25 protein-coding genes and 1 other RNA gene are annotated in these 16,950 nt (G+C 66.2%); 9 read left to right on the forward strand and 17 right to left on the reverse strand.

The genetic code is table 11. The annotated features are described in order from the left end of the window. Positions 1-78: 78 nt before the first annotated feature. The 3 genes from BSTEL_RS04535 to BSTEL_RS04545 are packed head-to-tail and all read right to left on the reverse strand — an operon-like array spanning position 79 to position 815. Positions 79-309, reverse strand: a complete 231-nt coding sequence (locus BSTEL_RS04535; protein WP_034527652.1) for a helix-turn-helix domain-containing protein — start codon at positions 307-309, stop codon at positions 79-81. After that, complete coding sequence (locus BSTEL_RS04540; protein WP_034527655.1) at positions 296-598, reverse strand: hypothetical protein; 303 nt, start codon at positions 596-598, stop codon at positions 296-298. Before BSTEL_RS04540 ends, BSTEL_RS04535 begins: the two co-directional genes overlap by 14 nt. Further along, positions 585-815: a hypothetical protein gene (locus tag BSTEL_RS04545; RefSeq protein ID WP_034527657.1), complete on the reverse strand. Its 231-nt coding sequence runs from the start codon at positions 813-815 to the stop codon at positions 585-587. The genes BSTEL_RS04540 and BSTEL_RS04545 overlap by 14 nt, the downstream gene beginning before the upstream one ends. A 29-nt stretch (positions 816-844) precedes the next feature. Between BSTEL_RS04545 and BSTEL_RS04550 the strand changes: the two genes are divergently transcribed. Further along, positions 845-1,144, forward strand: a complete 300-nt coding sequence (locus BSTEL_RS04550; protein WP_034527659.1) for a hypothetical protein — start codon at positions 845-847, stop codon at positions 1,142-1,144. Positions 1,145-1,467: 323 nt separating this feature from the next. Here BSTEL_RS04550 and BSTEL_RS04555 read toward each other — a convergent pair whose 3' ends face one another. From BSTEL_RS04555 to BSTEL_RS04565, 3 genes are all read right to left on the reverse strand, one after another. Beyond that, on the reverse strand, positions 1,468-2,016 hold the full coding sequence (locus BSTEL_RS04555) for a hypothetical protein (RefSeq protein WP_034527661.1): 549 nt from the start codon (positions 2,014-2,016) through the stop codon (positions 1,468-1,470). Next, the gene (locus BSTEL_RS04560; RefSeq protein WP_034527664.1) at positions 2,016-2,279 is read right to left on the reverse strand and encodes a helix-turn-helix domain-containing protein; all 264 of its coding nucleotides are present in this window, start codon (positions 2,277-2,279) and stop codon (positions 2,016-2,018) included. The genes BSTEL_RS04555 and BSTEL_RS04560 overlap by 1 nt, the downstream gene beginning before the upstream one ends. Before the next feature lie 74 nt (positions 2,280-2,353). Beyond that, positions 2,354-2,551: a hypothetical protein gene (locus BSTEL_RS04565; RefSeq protein ID WP_034527667.1), complete on the reverse strand. Its 198-nt coding sequence runs from the start codon at positions 2,549-2,551 to the stop codon at positions 2,354-2,356. A gap of 409 nt (positions 2,552-2,960) precedes the next feature. Between BSTEL_RS04565 and BSTEL_RS04570 the strand changes: the two genes are divergently transcribed. From BSTEL_RS04570 to BSTEL_RS04580, 3 genes are all read left to right on the forward strand, one after another. After that, entirely contained in the window at positions 2,961-3,101 is a 141-nt protein-coding gene (locus tag BSTEL_RS04570) for a hypothetical protein (RefSeq protein WP_156963159.1), read from the forward strand. 99 nt (positions 3,102-3,200) lie between these two features. Next, positions 3,201-4,406, forward strand: coding sequence for an ATP-binding protein (locus tag BSTEL_RS04575; protein ID WP_034527672.1), 1,206 nt, complete (start codon positions 3,201-3,203; stop codon positions 4,404-4,406). A gap of 76 nt (positions 4,407-4,482) precedes the next feature. Next, on the forward strand, positions 4,483-4,860 hold the full coding sequence (locus BSTEL_RS04580) for a type II toxin-antitoxin system HicB family antitoxin (protein WP_034527673.1): 378 nt from the start codon (positions 4,483-4,485) through the stop codon (positions 4,858-4,860). A 57-nt stretch (positions 4,861-4,917) separates the two neighbouring features. Here BSTEL_RS04580 and BSTEL_RS04585 read toward each other — a convergent pair whose 3' ends face one another. Together BSTEL_RS04585 and BSTEL_RS04590 are read right to left on the reverse strand one after the other, a co-directional pair. Beyond that, positions 4,918-5,241, reverse strand: coding sequence for a hypothetical protein (locus BSTEL_RS04585; RefSeq protein ID WP_034527675.1), 324 nt, complete (start codon positions 5,239-5,241; stop codon positions 4,918-4,920). Positions 5,242-5,244: 3 nt separating this feature from the next. Continuing rightward, entirely contained in the window at positions 5,245-5,736 is a 492-nt protein-coding gene (locus BSTEL_RS04590; RefSeq protein ID WP_034527677.1) for a Panacea domain-containing protein, read from the reverse strand. 337 nt (positions 5,737-6,073) lie between these two features. Here BSTEL_RS04590 and BSTEL_RS12085 point away from each other — a divergent pair, with 337 nt between their 5' ends. Beyond that, positions 6,074-6,238: a hypothetical protein gene (locus tag BSTEL_RS12085; RefSeq protein ID WP_156963160.1), complete on the forward strand. Its 165-nt coding sequence runs from the start codon at positions 6,074-6,076 to the stop codon at positions 6,236-6,238. Beyond that, positions 6,228-6,434, forward strand: a complete 207-nt coding sequence (locus BSTEL_RS04595; protein WP_034527679.1) for a hypothetical protein — start codon at positions 6,228-6,230, stop codon at positions 6,432-6,434. The genes BSTEL_RS12085 and BSTEL_RS04595 overlap by 11 nt, the downstream gene beginning before the upstream one ends. A 58-nt stretch (positions 6,435-6,492) precedes the next feature. On the opposite strand, the gene BSTEL_RS04600 is transcribed toward BSTEL_RS04595, so the two are convergent. Further along, the gene (locus BSTEL_RS04600) at positions 6,493-7,053 is read right to left on the reverse strand and encodes a GNAT family N-acetyltransferase (RefSeq protein WP_238567626.1); all 561 of its coding nucleotides are present in this window, start codon (positions 7,051-7,053) and stop codon (positions 6,493-6,495) included. Further along, positions 7,028-7,216, reverse strand: coding sequence for a hypothetical protein (locus tag BSTEL_RS04605; RefSeq protein ID WP_034527682.1), 189 nt, complete (start codon positions 7,214-7,216; stop codon positions 7,028-7,030). The genes BSTEL_RS04600 and BSTEL_RS04605 overlap by 26 nt, the downstream gene beginning before the upstream one ends. A gap of 217 nt (positions 7,217-7,433) precedes the next feature. Here BSTEL_RS04605 and BSTEL_RS12425 point away from each other — a divergent pair, with 217 nt between their 5' ends. From BSTEL_RS12425 to BSTEL_RS04610, 3 genes are all read left to right on the forward strand, one after another. Then, complete coding sequence (locus BSTEL_RS12425; protein ID WP_169741211.1) at positions 7,434-7,592, forward strand: hypothetical protein; 159 nt, start codon at positions 7,434-7,436, stop codon at positions 7,590-7,592. Positions 7,593-7,666: 74 nt separating this feature from the next. Continuing rightward, on the forward strand, positions 7,667-7,816 hold the full coding sequence (locus BSTEL_RS12430) for a hypothetical protein (protein WP_169741212.1): 150 nt from the start codon (positions 7,667-7,669) through the stop codon (positions 7,814-7,816). Then, positions 7,806-8,012, forward strand: a complete 207-nt coding sequence (locus BSTEL_RS04610; protein ID WP_034527684.1) for a helix-turn-helix transcriptional regulator — start codon at positions 7,806-7,808, stop codon at positions 8,010-8,012. The genes BSTEL_RS12430 and BSTEL_RS04610 overlap by 11 nt, the downstream gene beginning before the upstream one ends. 48 nt (positions 8,013-8,060) lie before the next feature. On the opposite strand, the gene BSTEL_RS11395 is transcribed toward BSTEL_RS04610, so the two are convergent. From BSTEL_RS11395 to murD, 7 genes are all read right to left on the reverse strand, one after another. After that, a complete protein-coding gene (locus tag BSTEL_RS11395) occupies positions 8,061-9,356 on the reverse strand; it encodes a tyrosine-type recombinase/integrase (protein ID WP_051922850.1) in 1,296 nt (431 codons plus the stop codon). Positions 9,357-9,546: 190 nt separating this feature from the next. Continuing rightward, positions 9,547-9,943, reverse strand: a transfer-messenger RNA (tmRNA) gene (ssrA, locus tag BSTEL_RS11735). Positions 9,944-10,035: 92 nt separating this feature from the next. Continuing rightward, positions 10,036-11,217 (reverse strand): cell division protein FtsQ/DivIB, encoded by a 1,182-nt coding sequence (locus BSTEL_RS04620; protein WP_084686110.1) that lies wholly within the window; start codon positions 11,215-11,217, stop codon positions 10,036-10,038. After that, entirely contained in the window at positions 11,217-12,749 is a 1,533-nt protein-coding gene (gene murC / locus BSTEL_RS04625; protein WP_034527687.1) for a UDP-N-acetylmuramate--L-alanine ligase, read from the reverse strand. Before murC ends, BSTEL_RS04620 begins: the two co-directional genes overlap by 1 nt. A gap of 162 nt (positions 12,750-12,911) precedes the next feature. Continuing rightward, the gene (locus tag BSTEL_RS04630) at positions 12,912-14,093 is read right to left on the reverse strand and encodes a UDP-N-acetylglucosamine--N-acetylmuramyl-(pentapeptide) pyrophosphoryl-undecaprenol N-acetylglucosamine transferase (protein ID WP_034527689.1); all 1,182 of its coding nucleotides are present in this window, start codon (positions 14,091-14,093) and stop codon (positions 12,912-12,914) included. Between the two features lie 101 nt (positions 14,094-14,194). Next, a complete protein-coding gene (locus BSTEL_RS04635; protein WP_084686111.1) occupies positions 14,195-15,391 on the reverse strand; it encodes a peptidoglycan glycosyltransferase FtsW in 1,197 nt (398 codons plus the stop codon). Further along, positions 15,378-16,829 (reverse strand): UDP-N-acetylmuramoyl-L-alanine--D-glutamate ligase, encoded by a 1,452-nt coding sequence (murD, locus tag BSTEL_RS04640; RefSeq protein ID WP_034527691.1) that lies wholly within the window; start codon positions 16,827-16,829, stop codon positions 15,378-15,380. Before murD ends, BSTEL_RS04635 begins: the two co-directional genes overlap by 14 nt. Between the last annotated feature and the right edge of the window lie 121 nt (positions 16,830-16,950).

Below are 16,950 nucleotides of genomic sequence, written 5' to 3' on the forward strand. Positions count from 1 at the left end.
GTTGCGGACGGCATGGGGGTGGCGTTGACGCGCGCCCTTGTGGGCCGGGGCCGATTCGGACGGCCCCCTGTGGGTGTCCTACCGGCCCTTGCGGCGGCGCGGGCCCGCGTCCTTGTCGCGCGCGTGCTGGGCGATCCGCTCGTCCAGGTGTTCGATGTCGGCGACCTTGAACCGGTACTGGCCTGCGGCGAAGGTGAAGCGGAGCACGCCTTCGCGGCCGAGCTTCTTCACGCTCGCCGGCCCCATGCCGAGCAGCTTGCACGCCTCGGCGAGGTTGGCCCACACGGGCGTGAAGTCACCGGCGCTCATCGCCCGCCCCCTCTCCCCCATCCATGCGGGACGGGAAACCTGCGAGCGCGAGCGCGCGGACGGCGCAGGGCAGGAGCAGCAGACCGCCCGCGAGCGCGTACACGACCAGGGCGACCGTGTTCGCGACCGGGTGCAGGAGACCGTCGTGGGTCATCAGCCACGCGAACGACGCGGCCACGGCAATGGCGAGCAGCAACGTCTCCCTTGTCGTGTACGGCCAGCGTTCCCACCTGCGAGGATCGGGTTTCCGGTAGCCGCTGCAATGGCGCCCATACTCATGCGCGTCCATGACGCGCCTCCTTTCGTCTCATGGCGTCCGTCAGGGCGGCGAGCGCCTCGTTCTGTTTCCTGTCCGTGTCGTTGACCGCGCGGACCGCGGCGAGCAGTCCGTCGACCGCGTCGGACAGGGTGCGGCGCATGCGGTCGAGCCGGCGGATGGTATGGGATTGGATGATGAGGCAGACGGCGAGGCAGATGATCGCCGTGTCCTGCAGCAGGTCGACCATCACGCCACCCCCTTGCTAGAGTCGGATGCATGCACGTGTTCCAACTCCTCGACCAGCTGTTCCGATGGCCCGGATGGAGCGGCGTCGAAGCGCTCGCCACGGTCGTCGCCACCGCCGCCGGCATCATGACCGTCGTGCTGACCGCGCGCGGCACGATCTCGTTCACCCACGTCACGGACGACGAGATCGACGCGATGTTCGACGAGGATCCGTCCGGAGCGGACGAGCCGACGGAACCGCCTGTAGGAGAGCACGACGGGCACGGCTGGCGGGTCAAGCTCGCGCAGCTGCTCGTCCGTCTCGCCGACCATATACGGGGCGGTCAGTAGGGCGAGACGGCGCAACGCCCAGTGGTCGCAGCGGACCACGAACGTCCCGCGCCCGGTGGAGACGCGCAGCGGACGGAACACGCCCCGCGGGTCCGAACATTCCGGGCCGAGCGAGATGGAGGCTCCGCGCGTTGACGAGGGACTACGAGGACCTGCCTGAGGGCCAGACGGTGGATCTGACCACGGTGAAGGAGCGGGCCGAAGCTCTGCTCGCCGCCGGTCGCGCTCCGTCCTCCGCTCAAGGATCCTCGCGTGGACCGTCCGCACGCCCGCCAGCAGGAACAGCACCATCGAAATCCCGAACATGACCTCGTTCGCACTCATCACGCCACCCCCTTGCCGGCGAGCTGCCGTGCGATAATGAGCGCACCGCCTACGCAAAGAAGGGAGGTGATGATATGGGAAGTCCACATCCGTTCCTCGATGCGAAGAAGCGTTTCGACGCCGCCGCCACGGCCGACGACTCGGACGAAAGGATGCGATGCCTCTGCCAAGGTCTCGCGTTCCTCGCCGAGGGGTTCCATGCGAATGATGGGGCCGCGTCGAGCATCGCGTTCTCCATCGAGGAGCTTGGCGACAAGCTGAGTCGATGATCCGATTTCCTTTTTCAGGCGGCGCGTGGCGTTCTCGATGCGTTCGAGGATGATCTTCATCTCCTCGTCCGAGGCGTCATGCTCCGCCAATACGTCGCGCATGGCGCTCTTGACCAGTCCGAACAGCTGGGAGTGGGATTTCGTGTACTCGTCCACGCTCACGGGCTCGTCACCGCCGTCCGCGAGAGGGGCGTCCGTGCGGCGGCCGACGAAGTGTTCCAGTTCGTCGACCGCCGTGCGGATCAATTCAAGGTCCTCATGGTTAAGATTGAGCGTCATCACTCCACCCCCTTGCCGGCGAGCGCGGACGACGGCTTCAACACGAACGCGTCGTCGAGTAGTTCGGATGGCTTGTAACCGGTAACTTCCGCGAATCGAGCAAGGTCGGTGATAGAGAACCTGATTTTGCCGCTGAGCCGTTTCTGGGCCATGTCGAACGTCTGGCCCGTCCTCTCCGCATACGCGGAGACCGTCATCCCCTGAGATGCGAGGACCGCACGGGCTCTTTCTCTGAAGCACTCCTCAAGCGCGGATGTTGCCATGACATTTCCTTCCAGTTGAGATTTCGATAAGACGCGATGGGGTCGGGCGGCGGCGCTCGCCGCCCGTGGCCGGGTCAGGCGAGGACGCCGGCCGGGACGACCGGGACCGGCAGGCCGGTCAGCGCCCGCCAGTGGGCGGCGAGCCTCCGGCGCGTCTCCTGCGTCTCGCGCATCGCCTTCCGCAGGTACCGGTCCCAGTCGCCGGTGCTCATCCCGTCCGGCCTCGCCGTGTCCATCCAGGTCCCTGCCTTGGTCTCCGTCCTGCTGTCCATCTCCGTCCGTCCTTTCCGTTGCTGTCTGACGATTCTCATTATGGGCGTAATTACGCTCAAGGTCAATCAGATACGCCCACCGGGCGTGTCGTAATTACGCCCAATTTTCTGACCCATCGGACTTATAGGCGGATTCACGCGCGTTACGGCTTATTTACGCCATAGAATGAAGAGCATGGGTAGAAACAGCATTGGAGTAAGCGGATTCGCATTAGAAGTCAGCCGAGGCATACGAGCCCAGCTAGGCATGCGCAGAATGTCAGGACGCGATCTCGCAAAGGCCATACATAGGGGCCCCACCTACGTCCGCGAGCGCATCAACGACGAAAAGGAATGGGCCCTCGGAGATATCGAACGTATGTGCCTGCTATGGTCACTCAAACCCTCGCAACTAATCGAGGGAGCGCCCATGGTGGATTCCACCGACACCCCAGCCGCGCTCGCCGGCGAGCGCGAGGATATCGACATCGACGCGTGGGCCGACAGGATCAGGGAAGAGGATGGGGTGCGTGCCGGAGGCAGCGCCGTTCCGACAAGCCGAATGAGATGACCACATCAAGGGAGTGAACGAAACGTAGTCGCATGCATTTTTATGCATTATCGTGTAGTTGCGTGCATTAATTTGCATAAACAGTGCGAGGAGGTCTTCATGGACAACGAAACTCGGGCCATCATGCACGGGTTGAACCCGTTCGCTCCCGGAGCGGGTCGCCCGCCCAAGGATCTCGCCGGCCGTGAGCACGAGCTTGAGATCATGGACCGCATCATCTCCAGAACGAAGGCGGGATACACCAGCCGTGGGCTCGTATACAGCGGTCTGCGTGGGATGGGCAAGACGGTTCTCCTCCTCAGGATGCGCGACATGGTCATCAATCGCGGGCTCCTCGCCATCCGCATGGAAGCCACCACGGACTCCGGGCATGACTACGCGGCCATCTTCGAAGGCATCTCCAAGGCGGTCCTCAAACAACGCGACGAAGGATTGCGCGACAGGCTCCTCGCCGTGCTGCGGCACATCGACAGCATCTCGGCCAACATCGGCATCATTCAAGCCACACTGAAACCCGGCGCCGAGGACGAGACGCCGTCGTCGGACTCGTTCCGTCTGGAGATGATGGTTGAAGAGCTTTGCACCGAACTCAAACACGACGGGTCCGGCCTGTTCCTCTTCATCGACGAATTCCAAGAGATGCCGGCGGAGCTCATGGGCACCATCATCGGCCTGCAGCACGCGATGGGACAGGACGGGCTGCCGTTCTACGTCATCGCCGCCGGACTACCCAACCTGCCGGGCGTGCTCACGAAATCCCGCTCCTACGCGGAACGTCTGTTCGAGTACCGGAAAATCGGCAGACTGCCGGAGAACGAAACGCGCGACTGCTACGTGAAGACGATCAGCAGGGTCAGCAGATTCGAGGACGCGGCGTTGGACCGACTCGTGGAACTGTCGCAGGGGTACCCCTATTTCATCCAGGCATACGGTTCCGCCGCGTTCGAGGCCGCGGATTCGTCCCCCATACCCCGTTCTGCGGTGGGCGCGGGAGAACCGGTCGCCCGCGCCGCCTTGGACAACGGGCTCTACGAGTCACGATGGCAAAGAGCCCGTCCATCGGAGCGTGAATATATGCGCGCCATGGCGTCGGTCGGCAAGGACACCTGCTCTTCCGCGGAAGTCGCCGAGAAGCTGCACCGTCCCGTACCCGAAGTGGCGCGCGCACGCAAGGGAATCATAGAAGCCGGTCTCGCGTATTCGCCGGAACGCGGCTTCATCGCCTTCACCGTCCCGGGCATGGCCGACTACATCCGACGCACCGGCCCTCTCTCGGAACAGACATACGACGAATCGGAGCCATGACCTGCAGTCCGCCTCCCGGCGAGGTCAACGAGCTCACCGCCAAGGGCATCCTGCGATACATCGAAAGGAACATGAAATGAGCGATCCCGTCAACGCCACCGCCGTCTGCCGGCGCGCGGACGGCTGGTGGGCCGTCGAAGTGCCCGAGATTCCCGGCCTGTTCACCCAGGCGCGACGCCTCGACCAGGTCGAGGCCACGGTGCGTGACGCCGCCGACCTGCTCGGCGTCGATGTCGGCGACGTCACCATCGACCCGCAGCTCGACGAAACCACCCAGCGCATGGTCGACGACCTGTTCGCCAAGCGCGACGCCGCCCGCAAGGCGCAGGAGGAGGCCTCGCGCCTCGCCCGCAGCACCGTCGCCACCCTGCGCGGCGAAGGACTGACCGTGCGCGACGTCGCCACCGTCACCGGCGTCAGCCTCCAACGCGTCAGCGCCCTGCAGGACGCCTGACCAAGGCGAACGACGAGACCGCTCCCGGCTGCTCATCGGCGAGCGCCGGGGTGGTTCCTATTTCGAATTGCGGCCGAATAGGAAGCCGAGTGCGGTGGTGGCGATCAGCTTGAATACGTCGATTGCGCTGGAGATGGTTTCATGCCCGTATTTGGAGCCCGTCCATGTGAATTGCACGCCGGTGAAGATCGCGACCATGAGGAGGCAGAAGGCGACGATGATGAAGGCCGTGCTGTTCTTGAAGTTCTCGACTTCCCAGTTGTGCTTGTCTTTGGGGTTGATGGGTTCCGTTTTGATGTTGTCGTCTGCGTCGGTGGATTCATATCCCTCCGGAGGCAGATCGACGGATGCGTCGAGGGGAATGTCTTCGTTCTGATTCATGTTTCAGATTCCCAGCTCTTCGTCGAATGTGTGGTCTTCGGCCATTGCGGTGTTGCTGATGAATGGTTTCTCGGCGGCTATGGCTTGCGACCATGCGGAACCGTTGCGGTGGGTCATGCGGGAAAGTTCTACGGCGCTTCTCCCTCCCAATGTCAGCCATACGAGGTTCAGCGCCTTGCGGAACGGTTCGCTGCTGGACTCGTCCACCGCGGTGGCGTTGCCTAGCGCATCTTGTGCGTATCGCGTGATCGGCTTGCCTCCGAAGCCTTTGAATTCGTCGTATACGCTACGGCATACGGGGCCGTAGCGCCATGGCTGGAAGGACTCGGTGAGCAGTCTCTTGCCCGTGTTTCTCTGGTACAGGCAGGTGACGTAGAAGAGGAGCTTCTGGAGCTTCATGGGGGTCACCTGAACATCATCGCGGAAGGCGCGACGGAGGATGCTGTTGGCGACCGTAGTCGGTGTTATGCCGGTTCCGACGATTTTCTCGGCCATCGTTCCTCCTTTTGGCGTCCATTCAACTCTTCGGCGTGGAGACGACGGCGTGTCGTCGTTGTCCCGACTTGCATATCTTTATTATCTATGTTAATATAGTTATGTCGGCACGGAAGACCGACGCCACAACTCAAGAGCGAAAGGAGGAAGCGGGATGAGCAACGACTTCATTCTCGCCGTCGCGGCCATCGGGGCCGTGATCGTCGAAGCCGCCAAACTGGCGTTCGACATCATCAAATGGCGCGACGAACGCGACAAGCCCAAGAAGTGACAGACCGAAGTCCCGGATAGGCCTAGAATCCGGGGCTTCGGCCCCACAATCATCCCGCAAACCACCATGAAACGCAAGACACAGGGCATCGGCGGACTCGCGTTCGCCATCATCGCGGCCGCCTGCGCCGTGGGCGGCATACAGCCGTGGATCACCGCGCTGTTCGCGGTCGCGGCCGGCCTCGACTGTCTTCATCTCGGATTCGACAACGGAGGCCGCGATGACCACTGAATACCTCGGCGTCACCGACGTGGCGAGACGACTCGGCATCAGCACCGCCGCGGTCTCCGCCTACAAGCTGCCCGAACCGGACGCGACCATCGGCCGCACGCGCGGATGGCTGCCCGAGACGATCGACGAATGGAACCGGAACCGCCCCGGCCGCGGGGTCGGCGGCGGACGGCCGCGCAAACATCCCAGGGAATAGACGGAACCGCCCCGGCGCCCACGTCGGCGAGCGCCGGGGCGGGGAAGGAGCTTGGATGTCAGAAGTATGCCAACGTGCTTGCCAGGTAGGGGCCGTGTTCCTGCGGGGTGAATTCCAGGGCGAGGATGCGGTATTCCGTGTCGTCCGGGTCCGGGCCTTCGTCAGTGAAGCCGAATCTGGAGAACAGTTGCATGCTGGGCTTGTTGCGCGGGTCGACTTGGGCCAATACGAGCGGGGTGCGGTTGAAGCGCCATGCGTCGTCGCTGATGTGCATCAGGACCGCGGAGAGCATCAGGTCGCCGAGGTGGGTTCCGCGTGTTTTCAGCGCGGTGGCGATGTAGGCGATCTGATAGACGCCTTCATGTTCGGGCGTCGTCTCTACGGCCACCCCGTATTCACTGAATCCCACTACGTCGTCCTGCGACCGGTCCGCGCCGGCCACGACGAGGAGGGTACGGGTGATGTCGGACGGCTGCCTGCGCACGTTGAGGCCACGGATATAGCGTTGCGGATCCATGGCCCATTCCGGGCCTCCCGGTTCACAGCAGACGAAGCGTCTCAGCGCGAACCGGTGATCACTAGAACATTCGCGCTCAATGACGAGCTTCAACGCCGTCATGCGGATCAGCTTCCTTCGCCTTGGCCTCGGCCCGGCGGTCCATGTAATGCAGGGCGGCGCGGTGCAGCTTCATCCATTTCGCGTCCACCGCGTTGCGGGGCTTTCCGTCGGCGGGCGGCGCGTACACCGGGATGGGCTTCACGCCGGCATCGGTCATGGTCATGGCCGCCTCCTTTCGATTGCGTTCGGCGGAATCTGAACAATTTACACGACATTCCGCGATGTCGCAAAACGTCTTATCTTCGATTCTCGCGAAACCGTGGACAGAGTAGGCGGCAGGGTGCGGAGGTCTTCGGCGTGTCGCCGTCGCCACGACTTGCATATCTTATATAGATATTCTATAATAGAATCATCAACGGAACACGGGAAAGGAGGTGAGCATGGCACAGGTCACGGAGCTGCTCAACGCCATCGGCGAGTTCCTCAAGGGACTTGGCGCGACCCTCGCGCCCATCGCCACGGTCGCGATCTTCGTCATGAGCAGGCATGACGAGCCGAAGAAGCCGAAACCGCCGCGCAAACGGCGAAGGAGGCGCTAGAAGAGGGGCCGGTCCCGGATTCCGCACCTATCCGGGACCGCAAGCCCCCGCTCCAAGACTAGCCATGGACCACCATGAAAGACAAGGCAGGACTGTTCTCGCTCCTTTTCGGAGCGGTCGGATTCGTCATCGCCGTCACGTCGCACGACGCCGCCGGCGGCGTGTTCGCCCTCTGCGCCGGCACGCTCGGCTGGCTGGCGGGAAGGGACAGGGATGACGACTAGATATCTCAGCATCGCCGAGGTCGCCGAACGCATCGGCGTGAAGAACGCGAGCGCCGCCGGCTACAGGCTGCCCGAGCCGGACGCGCTGATAGGCCGCACGCGCGGATGGCTCCCCGAGACGATCGACGAGTGGAACCGGAACCGCCCCGGACGTGGGGTCGGCGGCGGACGGCCACGCAAGCACCCCAAGGAATAAGCGAAGACCTCCCCGGCGCCCGCATCGGCGAGCGCCGGGGAGGTCTCGTCATTGTTGGTTGAGTTGTTGGGTGAGGCGTTGGTTTTCGGCGGCGAGCGCGGCGAGTCGTCGTTTGAGCCGGGTGATTTCGTCGCCGTTGTCGTCGGTGTCGGTCGGGGTGGTGTCGGTGGTGGGGATGAGTTGGCCGATCTGTCGGGCGAGGGCGCGGGTGCGGGTTTGTGTGGCGTGTTGGTAGCGCATGGCGGTTTCGGGGTCGCTGTGGCCTGCGGCGGCCATGAGTTCCTTGAGGGTGGCGCCGTGTTCGGCGAGGAGGGTGAGGGCGGTGTGGCGTAGGTCGTGGAAGCGCAGGTCGGGGCGTCCGGCGGTTTCGCGGGCGGTTTTGAACCATTTGCGGAGGGTGTTGGGGTGGAGGGGCTGGTCGGGGTGGCGGATGGCGGGGAAGACGAAGGCGTCGGGGTCGTCGGGGATTTGGTCGAGGAGGTCGTTGAGGAGTGGGGCGAATTGGGGTGGGATGGCTTCGTCGCGCACGCTGTTGGCGGTTTTGGGTTTGCCGGTGAGGGCGGTCTTGTCCATGGTCTTGCGGCTGGCGCGGATGTGGAGGGTGAGGTTCTTGAGGTCGATGTCGCGGCGGCGGAGCGCGCATACCTCGCCGATGCGCAGGCCGTTGCAGAAGAGGCTCAGGTAGACGGCGGGCGCGTAGCGTTCGGGCATGGCGTCGTGGATGGTCTTGACCTGGTCGATGGTGGCGGGGATGGTCTCGTGGTCGCGGCGGTGGCGGGGCGTGGTGATGCGGCAGGGGTTTTCGGCGATGAGCGGGGTTTCGCCGTCGCGTCCGGGTGCGGCGGCGCTGTTGAGGATGGCTTTGAGGGTTTTGAGCGCGTTGATGCACATGGCGGTCTGGGTGTGGTCGAGGCCTGCCCACCAGCGGTCGATGTCGCTGGTGGTGATGTCCGTCAGGCGCATGCGGCCGAAGTACGGGAGGATGTGGTTTTCGGCGTCCTTGCGGATCCGGTAGAGGGTGCCGGCCTCCAGTGGTGTGCCCTGTTTGGTGCGGCGGGTCGTGATCCATTGGTCGAAGTAGGTGGCGAGGGTGATGGATTTGCGGACTTGGTCGCGTCTGGTCTCGCTTTCGGGCTGCCATGATCCGGCCTCGATGCTGATGCGCGCCTTGCGGAGCCATGCGCGTGCGCCGTCCTCGTCGTCCGGGTCGAAGTTCGCGTATTGGCGTTCCTTGAGGCCGGGCCATTCGCTGAACGCCCATGCGGGCGTGATGTAGCTGGCCTCGATGTATTTGGGGGTGGTCTTGTTGGGTTTGAATCGGATGGCCCCGAATCGTTTCGGCATCGCTCCTCCATCGTCGCGTCCGGCGGCGTGGTTTTCTACCACACCAACTACCACACATGATAGGTGTCGGATGGACGTTTCAGGCTGTGTTACGTCTTTCCCTCCCCATCCCGGAACACTTGGAAAATCAGGGAAAAACGTTGGTATTGCAACGAAAAAGCGCCGCCCCTTTCGGAGCGGCGCTTTCGTGTGGTGGAGTCGCGGGGAATTGAACCCCGGTCCGGTGACCGTACCCTCAGTCTTCTACGTGCGTAGTCCGCTGGCCATGCGGCGGTTTTTCTGCTCCCAACTATGTCGCGGACAACCGTTGGCGGGCATATTCGCAGTGAAAGTCCCGATGCGACCCCGTGACTCGATCACATCAGCAAGTCCTCTAAACGACGCTCAGCATCCCCCCAAGGACGAGGAGGAGTGAGCGGAGCGGCTGCTCACTGGTTAATCCTGGCGCGAAGCTCAGGCAGCGAGAGCGAACTCAGTGCGGTTAGATTTAGCACTTATTCTTTTGCCGGGGGCATCCACGAGCGGACCCGGCGTTCTCGGCACGCTTCCCTGCGACGAACAGGTCACCGTCGAAACCGATCGACCCCATTCTTGAATTATCAAGCTCCGGTCTTGCGGCCGGACTTTTCAGAGTACACCCGGCCGCCGCCTATCGCAAACGAATCCGGCGCTTACGCTGTCAGCGCAGCACCGGCCTCAGCGGCGCGGACACGTCGACCTGGGTCTTGTCGCCGATCACGTTCGGATCGGACAGGATCTTGTCGACGACGGCCTTCTTGAGCTTGAGCTCCGACGAGTTGCCCCACACGATCACGTGCTCGCCGCCGTTCAGTTCGGTGGTCACGGAATCCTGCGTCTTGGCGGTCACCTTGGTGATCTGCTTGCGCAGCGATTCGGGCAGCGAGTCGAGTATCGTGAGCGTCTCCTTGACGGCCCGGCTCTTGAGCCCGGCGTCCACGTCGCCCACGTCGATCACCGGCACGCCTGCCACGGACACATTCGCGGAGACCGAGTTCAGGACGCGCGCCTTCGCATCGACGGCGGTCAGCGCGTCCGAGCCCTTCTCCTTGAGCATGGCCGCGGGACGCTGCGCCTTGATGGTCACGGCGAGCCCGTGCGGGTACTTCTTCACCGCCTCCGCCCGACTGACGCCGGCGATGGCGGTCATCTCGTCGGTCATCGCGTTCGTGTCGACGAGCAGCAGCGACTTGCCGGTCTGTCCGTCGACGATCTGCCGCACCTGCCGTTCGCTCACCCACTCGTTGGCGCCGGAGACGGTCACCTGCGAGGCGTCGAGCCGCAGCACCGGCGAGAGGAACAGCAGCCACCCCAATCCGACGAGCAGGGCGGTCACGAGGATCGCGACGCCCACGCGCAGCGCGATGATGCGCGCGCCCACGCGCCTGCGTTCCTTGGCGCGCGCCTTGAAGTCGACGACCTTGGGGCGCGTGGCGAGGCCGAGCGTGCCGGAGTTCTCCTGCAGCGTCCGTGCGACGAGATCCTCGCTGGCGAGCCGGCGCGCGTCGACGAACTGCCCCGGTTCGGAGCGGGACACCGGTTCGCGCGATCCGGCCTCGCCGACCATGCGCCGCGGTTTGCGGGGCGCCTCTCCCCCGCGTCCGACGGCGGATTCGGAGCCGCGTCCGAAGACGGTCTTGCGCCGTCCCGCCGCGCCCGCGCGTTCGACGCTCGTGCCGGCGACGCGCCGCGACCTGCCGGAGGATTCGGCACCCGCGGATGCGGACGATCCGGCGACCCTACCGGTTCTACCGGCCCCGGCGGCCCTGCCGGCCCCGGAGCTCCTGCCGGCCCCGGCGGCGGCCGGCTTGTCGCCGTCCGACCTGACGACGCGTCCCGCCATCACTCGCAGCTTTCGCGGTGGGCTTCGAGCGCGTGCAGGATCACCTCGTCCATCTCGGTGATGTCGCCGGCGCCCACGGTGAACACGACGTCGCCGTGATGCGCCCGCATGGCCATCATGCGGGCGGCGAGGTTCATGTCGTCGACGGCGCGGAATTCGACGCCGGTCATGCCCTGCGATTCGCGCACGATGGTGAGCGGTCCCACGCCCGGGAAGTCCTCCTGCTTCTCGCGCGCCGGGAACACGCCGGTGACGATCACGTCGTCGGCCTTGGCGAGCGCCTCGGCGAACTCGCGCGCGAAGAACTTCGTGCGGCTGAACAGGTGCGGCTGGAACAGCACGCGGATCGTCGACTGCGGGTAGCGGCGGCGCGCGGCGTCGAGCAGCGCGGCGATCTCGGTGGGGTGATGCGCGTAGTCGTCGACGACGGTGACCTGCTTGACGACGCCACGGACCTGGAAGCGTCGTGCGGCGCCGCGGAACGACGCGATCGCGTCGGCCGCGTCGGTCGGCGCGACGCCGAGCAGCACGGCGGCGGAGAGCGCGGCCGCCGCGTTGCGCGCGTTGTGCAGTCCGGGCACGGCGAGCGTGACCGGCTGGTCGATCGGCTCGCCGCCGGTCACCGCTTCAGGCAGATGCAGCGTGAAGTGTTCGGTGCCGGTCCCGGCGGTCTCGTTCTCCGATTCGATGTGCACGTAGGCGGCGCCGTTGAGGTCGCCGGCCTCGGCCGGGTCGGCGGTGCCGTAGGCGATGGCGCGCGCGGCGACGGTCGGGGCGAGGGCGCGCAACACGGCGAGCGCGTCGGCGTCGTCGGCGCAGATGACGACGTGGCCGGTCGCGTGCCCCGCGTGTTCGACGAACGCGGCGCGGTAGTGCGCCTCGTCGCCGTAATGGTCGAGATGGTCGGCCTCGCAGTTGGTGATGATCGCGATTTCGGGACGGTATTTCTCGAAGCTGCCGTCGGATTCGTCGGCTTCGGCGACGAGCGCCGCACCCGCGCCGACGTGGCCGCCGTCGATGGTGGTGCCGTCGGGGCCTTGGATGGAGCCGCCGATCGCGTAGCTCGGCTCCTCGCCGCAGTGTTCGAGGATGTGCGCGAGCATCGAGCTGGTGGTGGTCTTGCCGTGGGCGCCGGCCACGGTGACGGCGCGCTTGCCGTGCATGAGGAGGGCGAGGATGTCGCTGCGGTGGACGATGCGCTTGTCGGAGCCGTGCGCGGCGACGATCTCCGGATTGTCGGGCTTGATGGCGCTCGAATAGACGATGGTGTCGGCGTCGGCCACGTTCTCGGCCTTCTGGCCGAACGCGACGGCGATGCCGAGCGACGTGAGGCGATCGGTCTTGGCGCTGCGTTCGCGGTCGGAGCCGGTGACCTTCACGCCGCGCTCGTGGAGCATCTCCGCGAGGACGGACATGCCGGCGCCGCCGATGCCGATGAAGTGCGTGGCCCCCAACGCGTCGGTGGTCTCCTCCGGAGAGAAGGCCGCGCGTGCGGGGTCGAGGATGATGGACGATGTGCTGTCTGCGCTCACGAAACGTGCTCCTTGTGGGAAAAATCTCCGGCCCGGCCGCGATCGCGCGGGGACGGGCCTGTTCCATTATGGTCGGATATGCCGTGCCGGTCTACTCAAGCGACCGGCGGCCGGACTACTTGCGGCCGGATCTAGCCGAAACCTAGCCGGACCTAGCCGGACCTATTCGCGTCCGGTGCCGGCGAGGGCGAGGATGCGGCGCGCCATCGTGTCGGCCGCGTCGCGGATGCCGTACTCCCAAGCCTTCGCGCCCATCGCGGCGAGGCGTTCCGGGTCGGCGAGCAACGCGGGCACGTGTTCGCGCACCCATACGGGGGTCATGTCGGCGTCGGCGACCATGACGCCGCCTTCCGCGTCGACGACCGGCTGCGCGTTGAACCGCTGTTCGCCGTTGCCGATGGGCAGCGGCACGTAGACGGCGGGCAGGCCGAGCGCGGTGAGCTCGGCGACGGTGCCCGCGCCGGAACGGCAGATCACGAGGTCGGCGCACGCGAACGCGAGGTCGATGCGTTCCAGGTATTCGGCGACGTGATAGTCGCCGTCGCCGGCCGCGTCGCCGTCGTTGAAGCGCAGGCCCGCGAGATGGTTCTCGCCCGCGTTGACGCCGACGAGGTCGCGCACCTCGTCCGCCTTGCCGCGGCCGGTGAGATGCACGACCTGCGCGTGCGCGAGGATGTCGCCCGCGGCGGCGGCGACCGCGCGGTTGAGGTTGACCGCGCCGAGCGAGCCGCCGGTGACGAGCACGAGCGGACAATCCGGGTCGACGCCGAGTTCGGCGGCCGCGCGGCGTCGGGCCCCGGCGCGGTCCTTCTCCAGTTCGCGCACGAGCGAGGCGATGGCGGGCCTGAGCGGCAGGCCGACGCGTTCGATGCTTCCGCCCTTGCCGGGTTTCAGCCCGCTGCCGTCGTACACGGTGCCGATGAAGTCCGCCCAGCGGGCGCCCAGCTTGTTGGCCATGCCGGCGCGCGCGTTCTGCTCGTGGATGACGATGGGCAGGCCCATGCGGTGCGCGGTCGCGTAGACGGGCGCGGAGGCGTATCCGCCGAATCCGGCGACCACGTCGGCTTCGCGCGCTTCGAGGATGCCTCGCACCTTGCGCGTCTCCGCCTTCCATTTGGCGGGGAACCGCAGCATGTAGAGGTTAGGGCGGCGTGGGAACGGCACCTTCTCAATCGTGTCGAGTTCGAATCCGGCGGCGGGCACGAGATCCTTCTCAAGCCCGACGGCCGTGCCGACGACCGTCACCTTCGCGTCCGGTTCGATTCCCCGGATCGCGTCGGCGACGGAGAGCAGCGGGTTGACGTGTCCGGCGGTGCCGCCGCCGGCGAGGACGATATGCTTCATGGGTAACGAGCATAGTCATGCGCGTGGTCCGCCCGACGGCGACGCGCGAGAAACGGCCCGCGCGACCGGCGCCGATCGCGCGGCGAGGCCGCGGGCGGCGGCTACAGGCGGGACGTGTCCGCTTTGATCTGCGGCTGCTGGCGCATCAGCCCGGCGGCGAATCCGGAGGCTATCAGGCAGGCGAGCATCGACGAGCCGCCGGACGAGACGAACGGCAGCGGCACGCCGAACACGGGGAAGATGCCGACGACGACGCCGATGTTGACGAGCGCCTGCCCGACGAACCATGTGGCGACGCACATGAGCGCGATCGCGCTGTAGCGGTCCTTCGCCTGCATGGCGCTGAACAGGAGACACCAGCCGAGAATCACGAAGATGAGGATCACCATCGCGCAGCCGACGAATCCGGTCTCCTCGCCGATGATCGCGAAGATGAAGTCGTTGTGCGCGGCGGGAAGGTAGTTCCATTTCTCGCGCGAGTTGCCGAGTCCGACGCCGAGGAACCCGCCGGAGGCGATCGCGTAGCGGGCGTGCATCGACTGGTAGCAGATCTCCTGCGCGTCGGCGGCCGTGCACTGCGAGTATGCGGCGAGCACGCGTTCGCGACGGTTGGGGCTGGACGCGACCAATGCGACCACGACGGCGATGCCGACGCCGGCGATCACGGCGAGCTTGCCGCCCGGGAAGCCGGAGACGAGCATGGAGACGAAGCCGATGAGCATGACGATCATCGCGGTGCCGAGATCCTTGCCTCCGATGACGAGCAGCAGAGCGGCGCCGTACACGATGATGACGCCACGATAGGCGGAGACCACCTCCTTCCACGTGGCACGACGGGCGTGGTCGCCGAGGATGCGGCGCGCGGCGATGAGCGCGGACGGCATCCACACGCACAACGCGAGCTTGGTGACCTCCGCCGGCTGGAAGGTGGCCGACGTGCCGGGGACGGCGATCCAGCCGTTGTTGCCGTACTGGCCGACGCCGAGCGGCGTGAGGGTGAGCGCCTGGAGACCCAGCGCCCCGACCATGACGGCGAGCGCGGACTTCCTGTACAACTCCACCGGGAGCATGCTGACGATCACGCCGGCCACCAGGCCGCAGACGCACACGACGACCTGGCCGAGCGAATCGGTGAACGGCGATTTGCCCTCCGACGCCGAGGAGACGGCGGACGACGAGAACACCATGATCACGCCGAAGACGCTCAGTCCCAGCACGGACATGCGGAAGCCGTGATAGCACCACAGCGGGTTGAACAGGCTGCGGATGCCGGGGTTGTCGCGGTCAGTCTTCGCCATGCGCCTTCACCCAGCGGCGGGCGGCGTCGGCGAAGCGGTTGCCGCGGTCGGCGTAGGAGACGAACTGGTCCATCGACGCGCAGGCGGGCGCCATGAGCACCACGTCGCCGGGCTCGGCGTAGGCGCCGGCGGCTTCGACCGCGCGATCCATCACCGTGCCGTTCGGCTCGGGGTCGATGACGGTGAGCGGCGTGTCGGGCGCGGAGGCGGCGAACGCGTCGAGCATGGGACGCTGGTCCTTGCCGATGATGACGGCCGCCTTGATCGTGGCCTTGCGGTCGGCGACGAGATGCTCGAACCGGCTGCCCTTGGCGAGACCGCCGGCGATCCACACGACGGAGCCGTCGGCGAAGCTGGTGAGCGAGGCGTTGGCGGCGTGCGCGTTCGTCGCCTTCGAATCGTCGACGAAGCGGATCGTGCGGCCCTGCGCGTCGGCGGCGGTGGCGGCGACGGTCTCGATGCGGTGGCCGCCCGGATGGAACGCCTTCAGCGCCTCCAGCGCCTTCGCCTTGTCGGCGCCGTAGCCGAGCACGAGCGCGAGCGCGGTGAGCGCGTCGGCGAGCAGATGCGGGTAGATGGTGCCGTCGGGTTCGGTCAGATGCGTGAATTCGGCGATGGGCGCGATGCGCGTCGTCTCGCCGGGCTCGCCGCCGGCGACGCCGCTCCTGTCGACGATCCAGCCGTCGGCGACGCCGATCTGGCCGGCCTCGGGCTCGTGGAGCGTGAACCCGACCTTGAGGCACCCCTCCGCGGGTTCGGCGGCCTCGGCCTTGGCGGTGACGAGCGCGTCGTCCGCGTTGTAGACGAGCGCGCGTTTGACGCCGTGGAACACCTTCGCCTTGTCGGCGGCGTAGTTCTCGCGGCCGCCGTGCCAGTCGAGATGGTCGTCGGCGATGTTGGTGATGGCGGCGCAGTCGAGCGCGAGCGAATCGGTGAAGTGCAGCTGGAACGAGCTCAGTTCGACGCACAGCACGTCGTGCGCGGGATTGGTGGCGCAGCGCGACAGCGACATCGCCATGTTGCCGGAGGCGATGTTGCCGGCGCACGGCGCGTCGAGACCGCAGGCGGTGAGCATCGCGGAGGTCATCTCGGTGGTGGAGGTCTTGCCGTTGGTGCCGGTGATGCCGATCCAGCCGGCGGGACGGCCGGTGTGCGCGGAGTCGACGCGCAGGCGCCACGCGAACTCGACCTCGCTCATCACCGGGATGCCACGGCGCTGCGCCTCGAGCACGAACGGCGTGCGCGGGTTGAACACGGGCGACGACATGACGTAGTCGACCGTATCCCAGTCGATCGCGTCGAACGAGTGGAGGTCCGCCTCCGGCTTGCGCTCGTCGACGCCGATCACGTGCGCGCCGCGCTCCCGCAGCACCTCGGCCAGCGACGTGCCCGACACGCCGAGTCCGGCGATGACGACGGTCTTTCCTGTGATGTCCATGACTTGATCCCCCTTAGGATGTCCGCATGATGTCCGCGGCGCCGCGACGGGCGGCCTCGGTTCCAGCGGCATTATTCCAATCGAATGTTACGCGGGAAGGCCTGGTCCGGGAAACCTTCCG

This window comes from Bifidobacterium stellenboschense (assembly GCF_000741785.1).
GTDB classification, from domain to species: Bacteria; Actinomycetota; Actinomycetes; order Actinomycetales; family Bifidobacteriaceae; genus Bifidobacterium; species Bifidobacterium stellenboschense.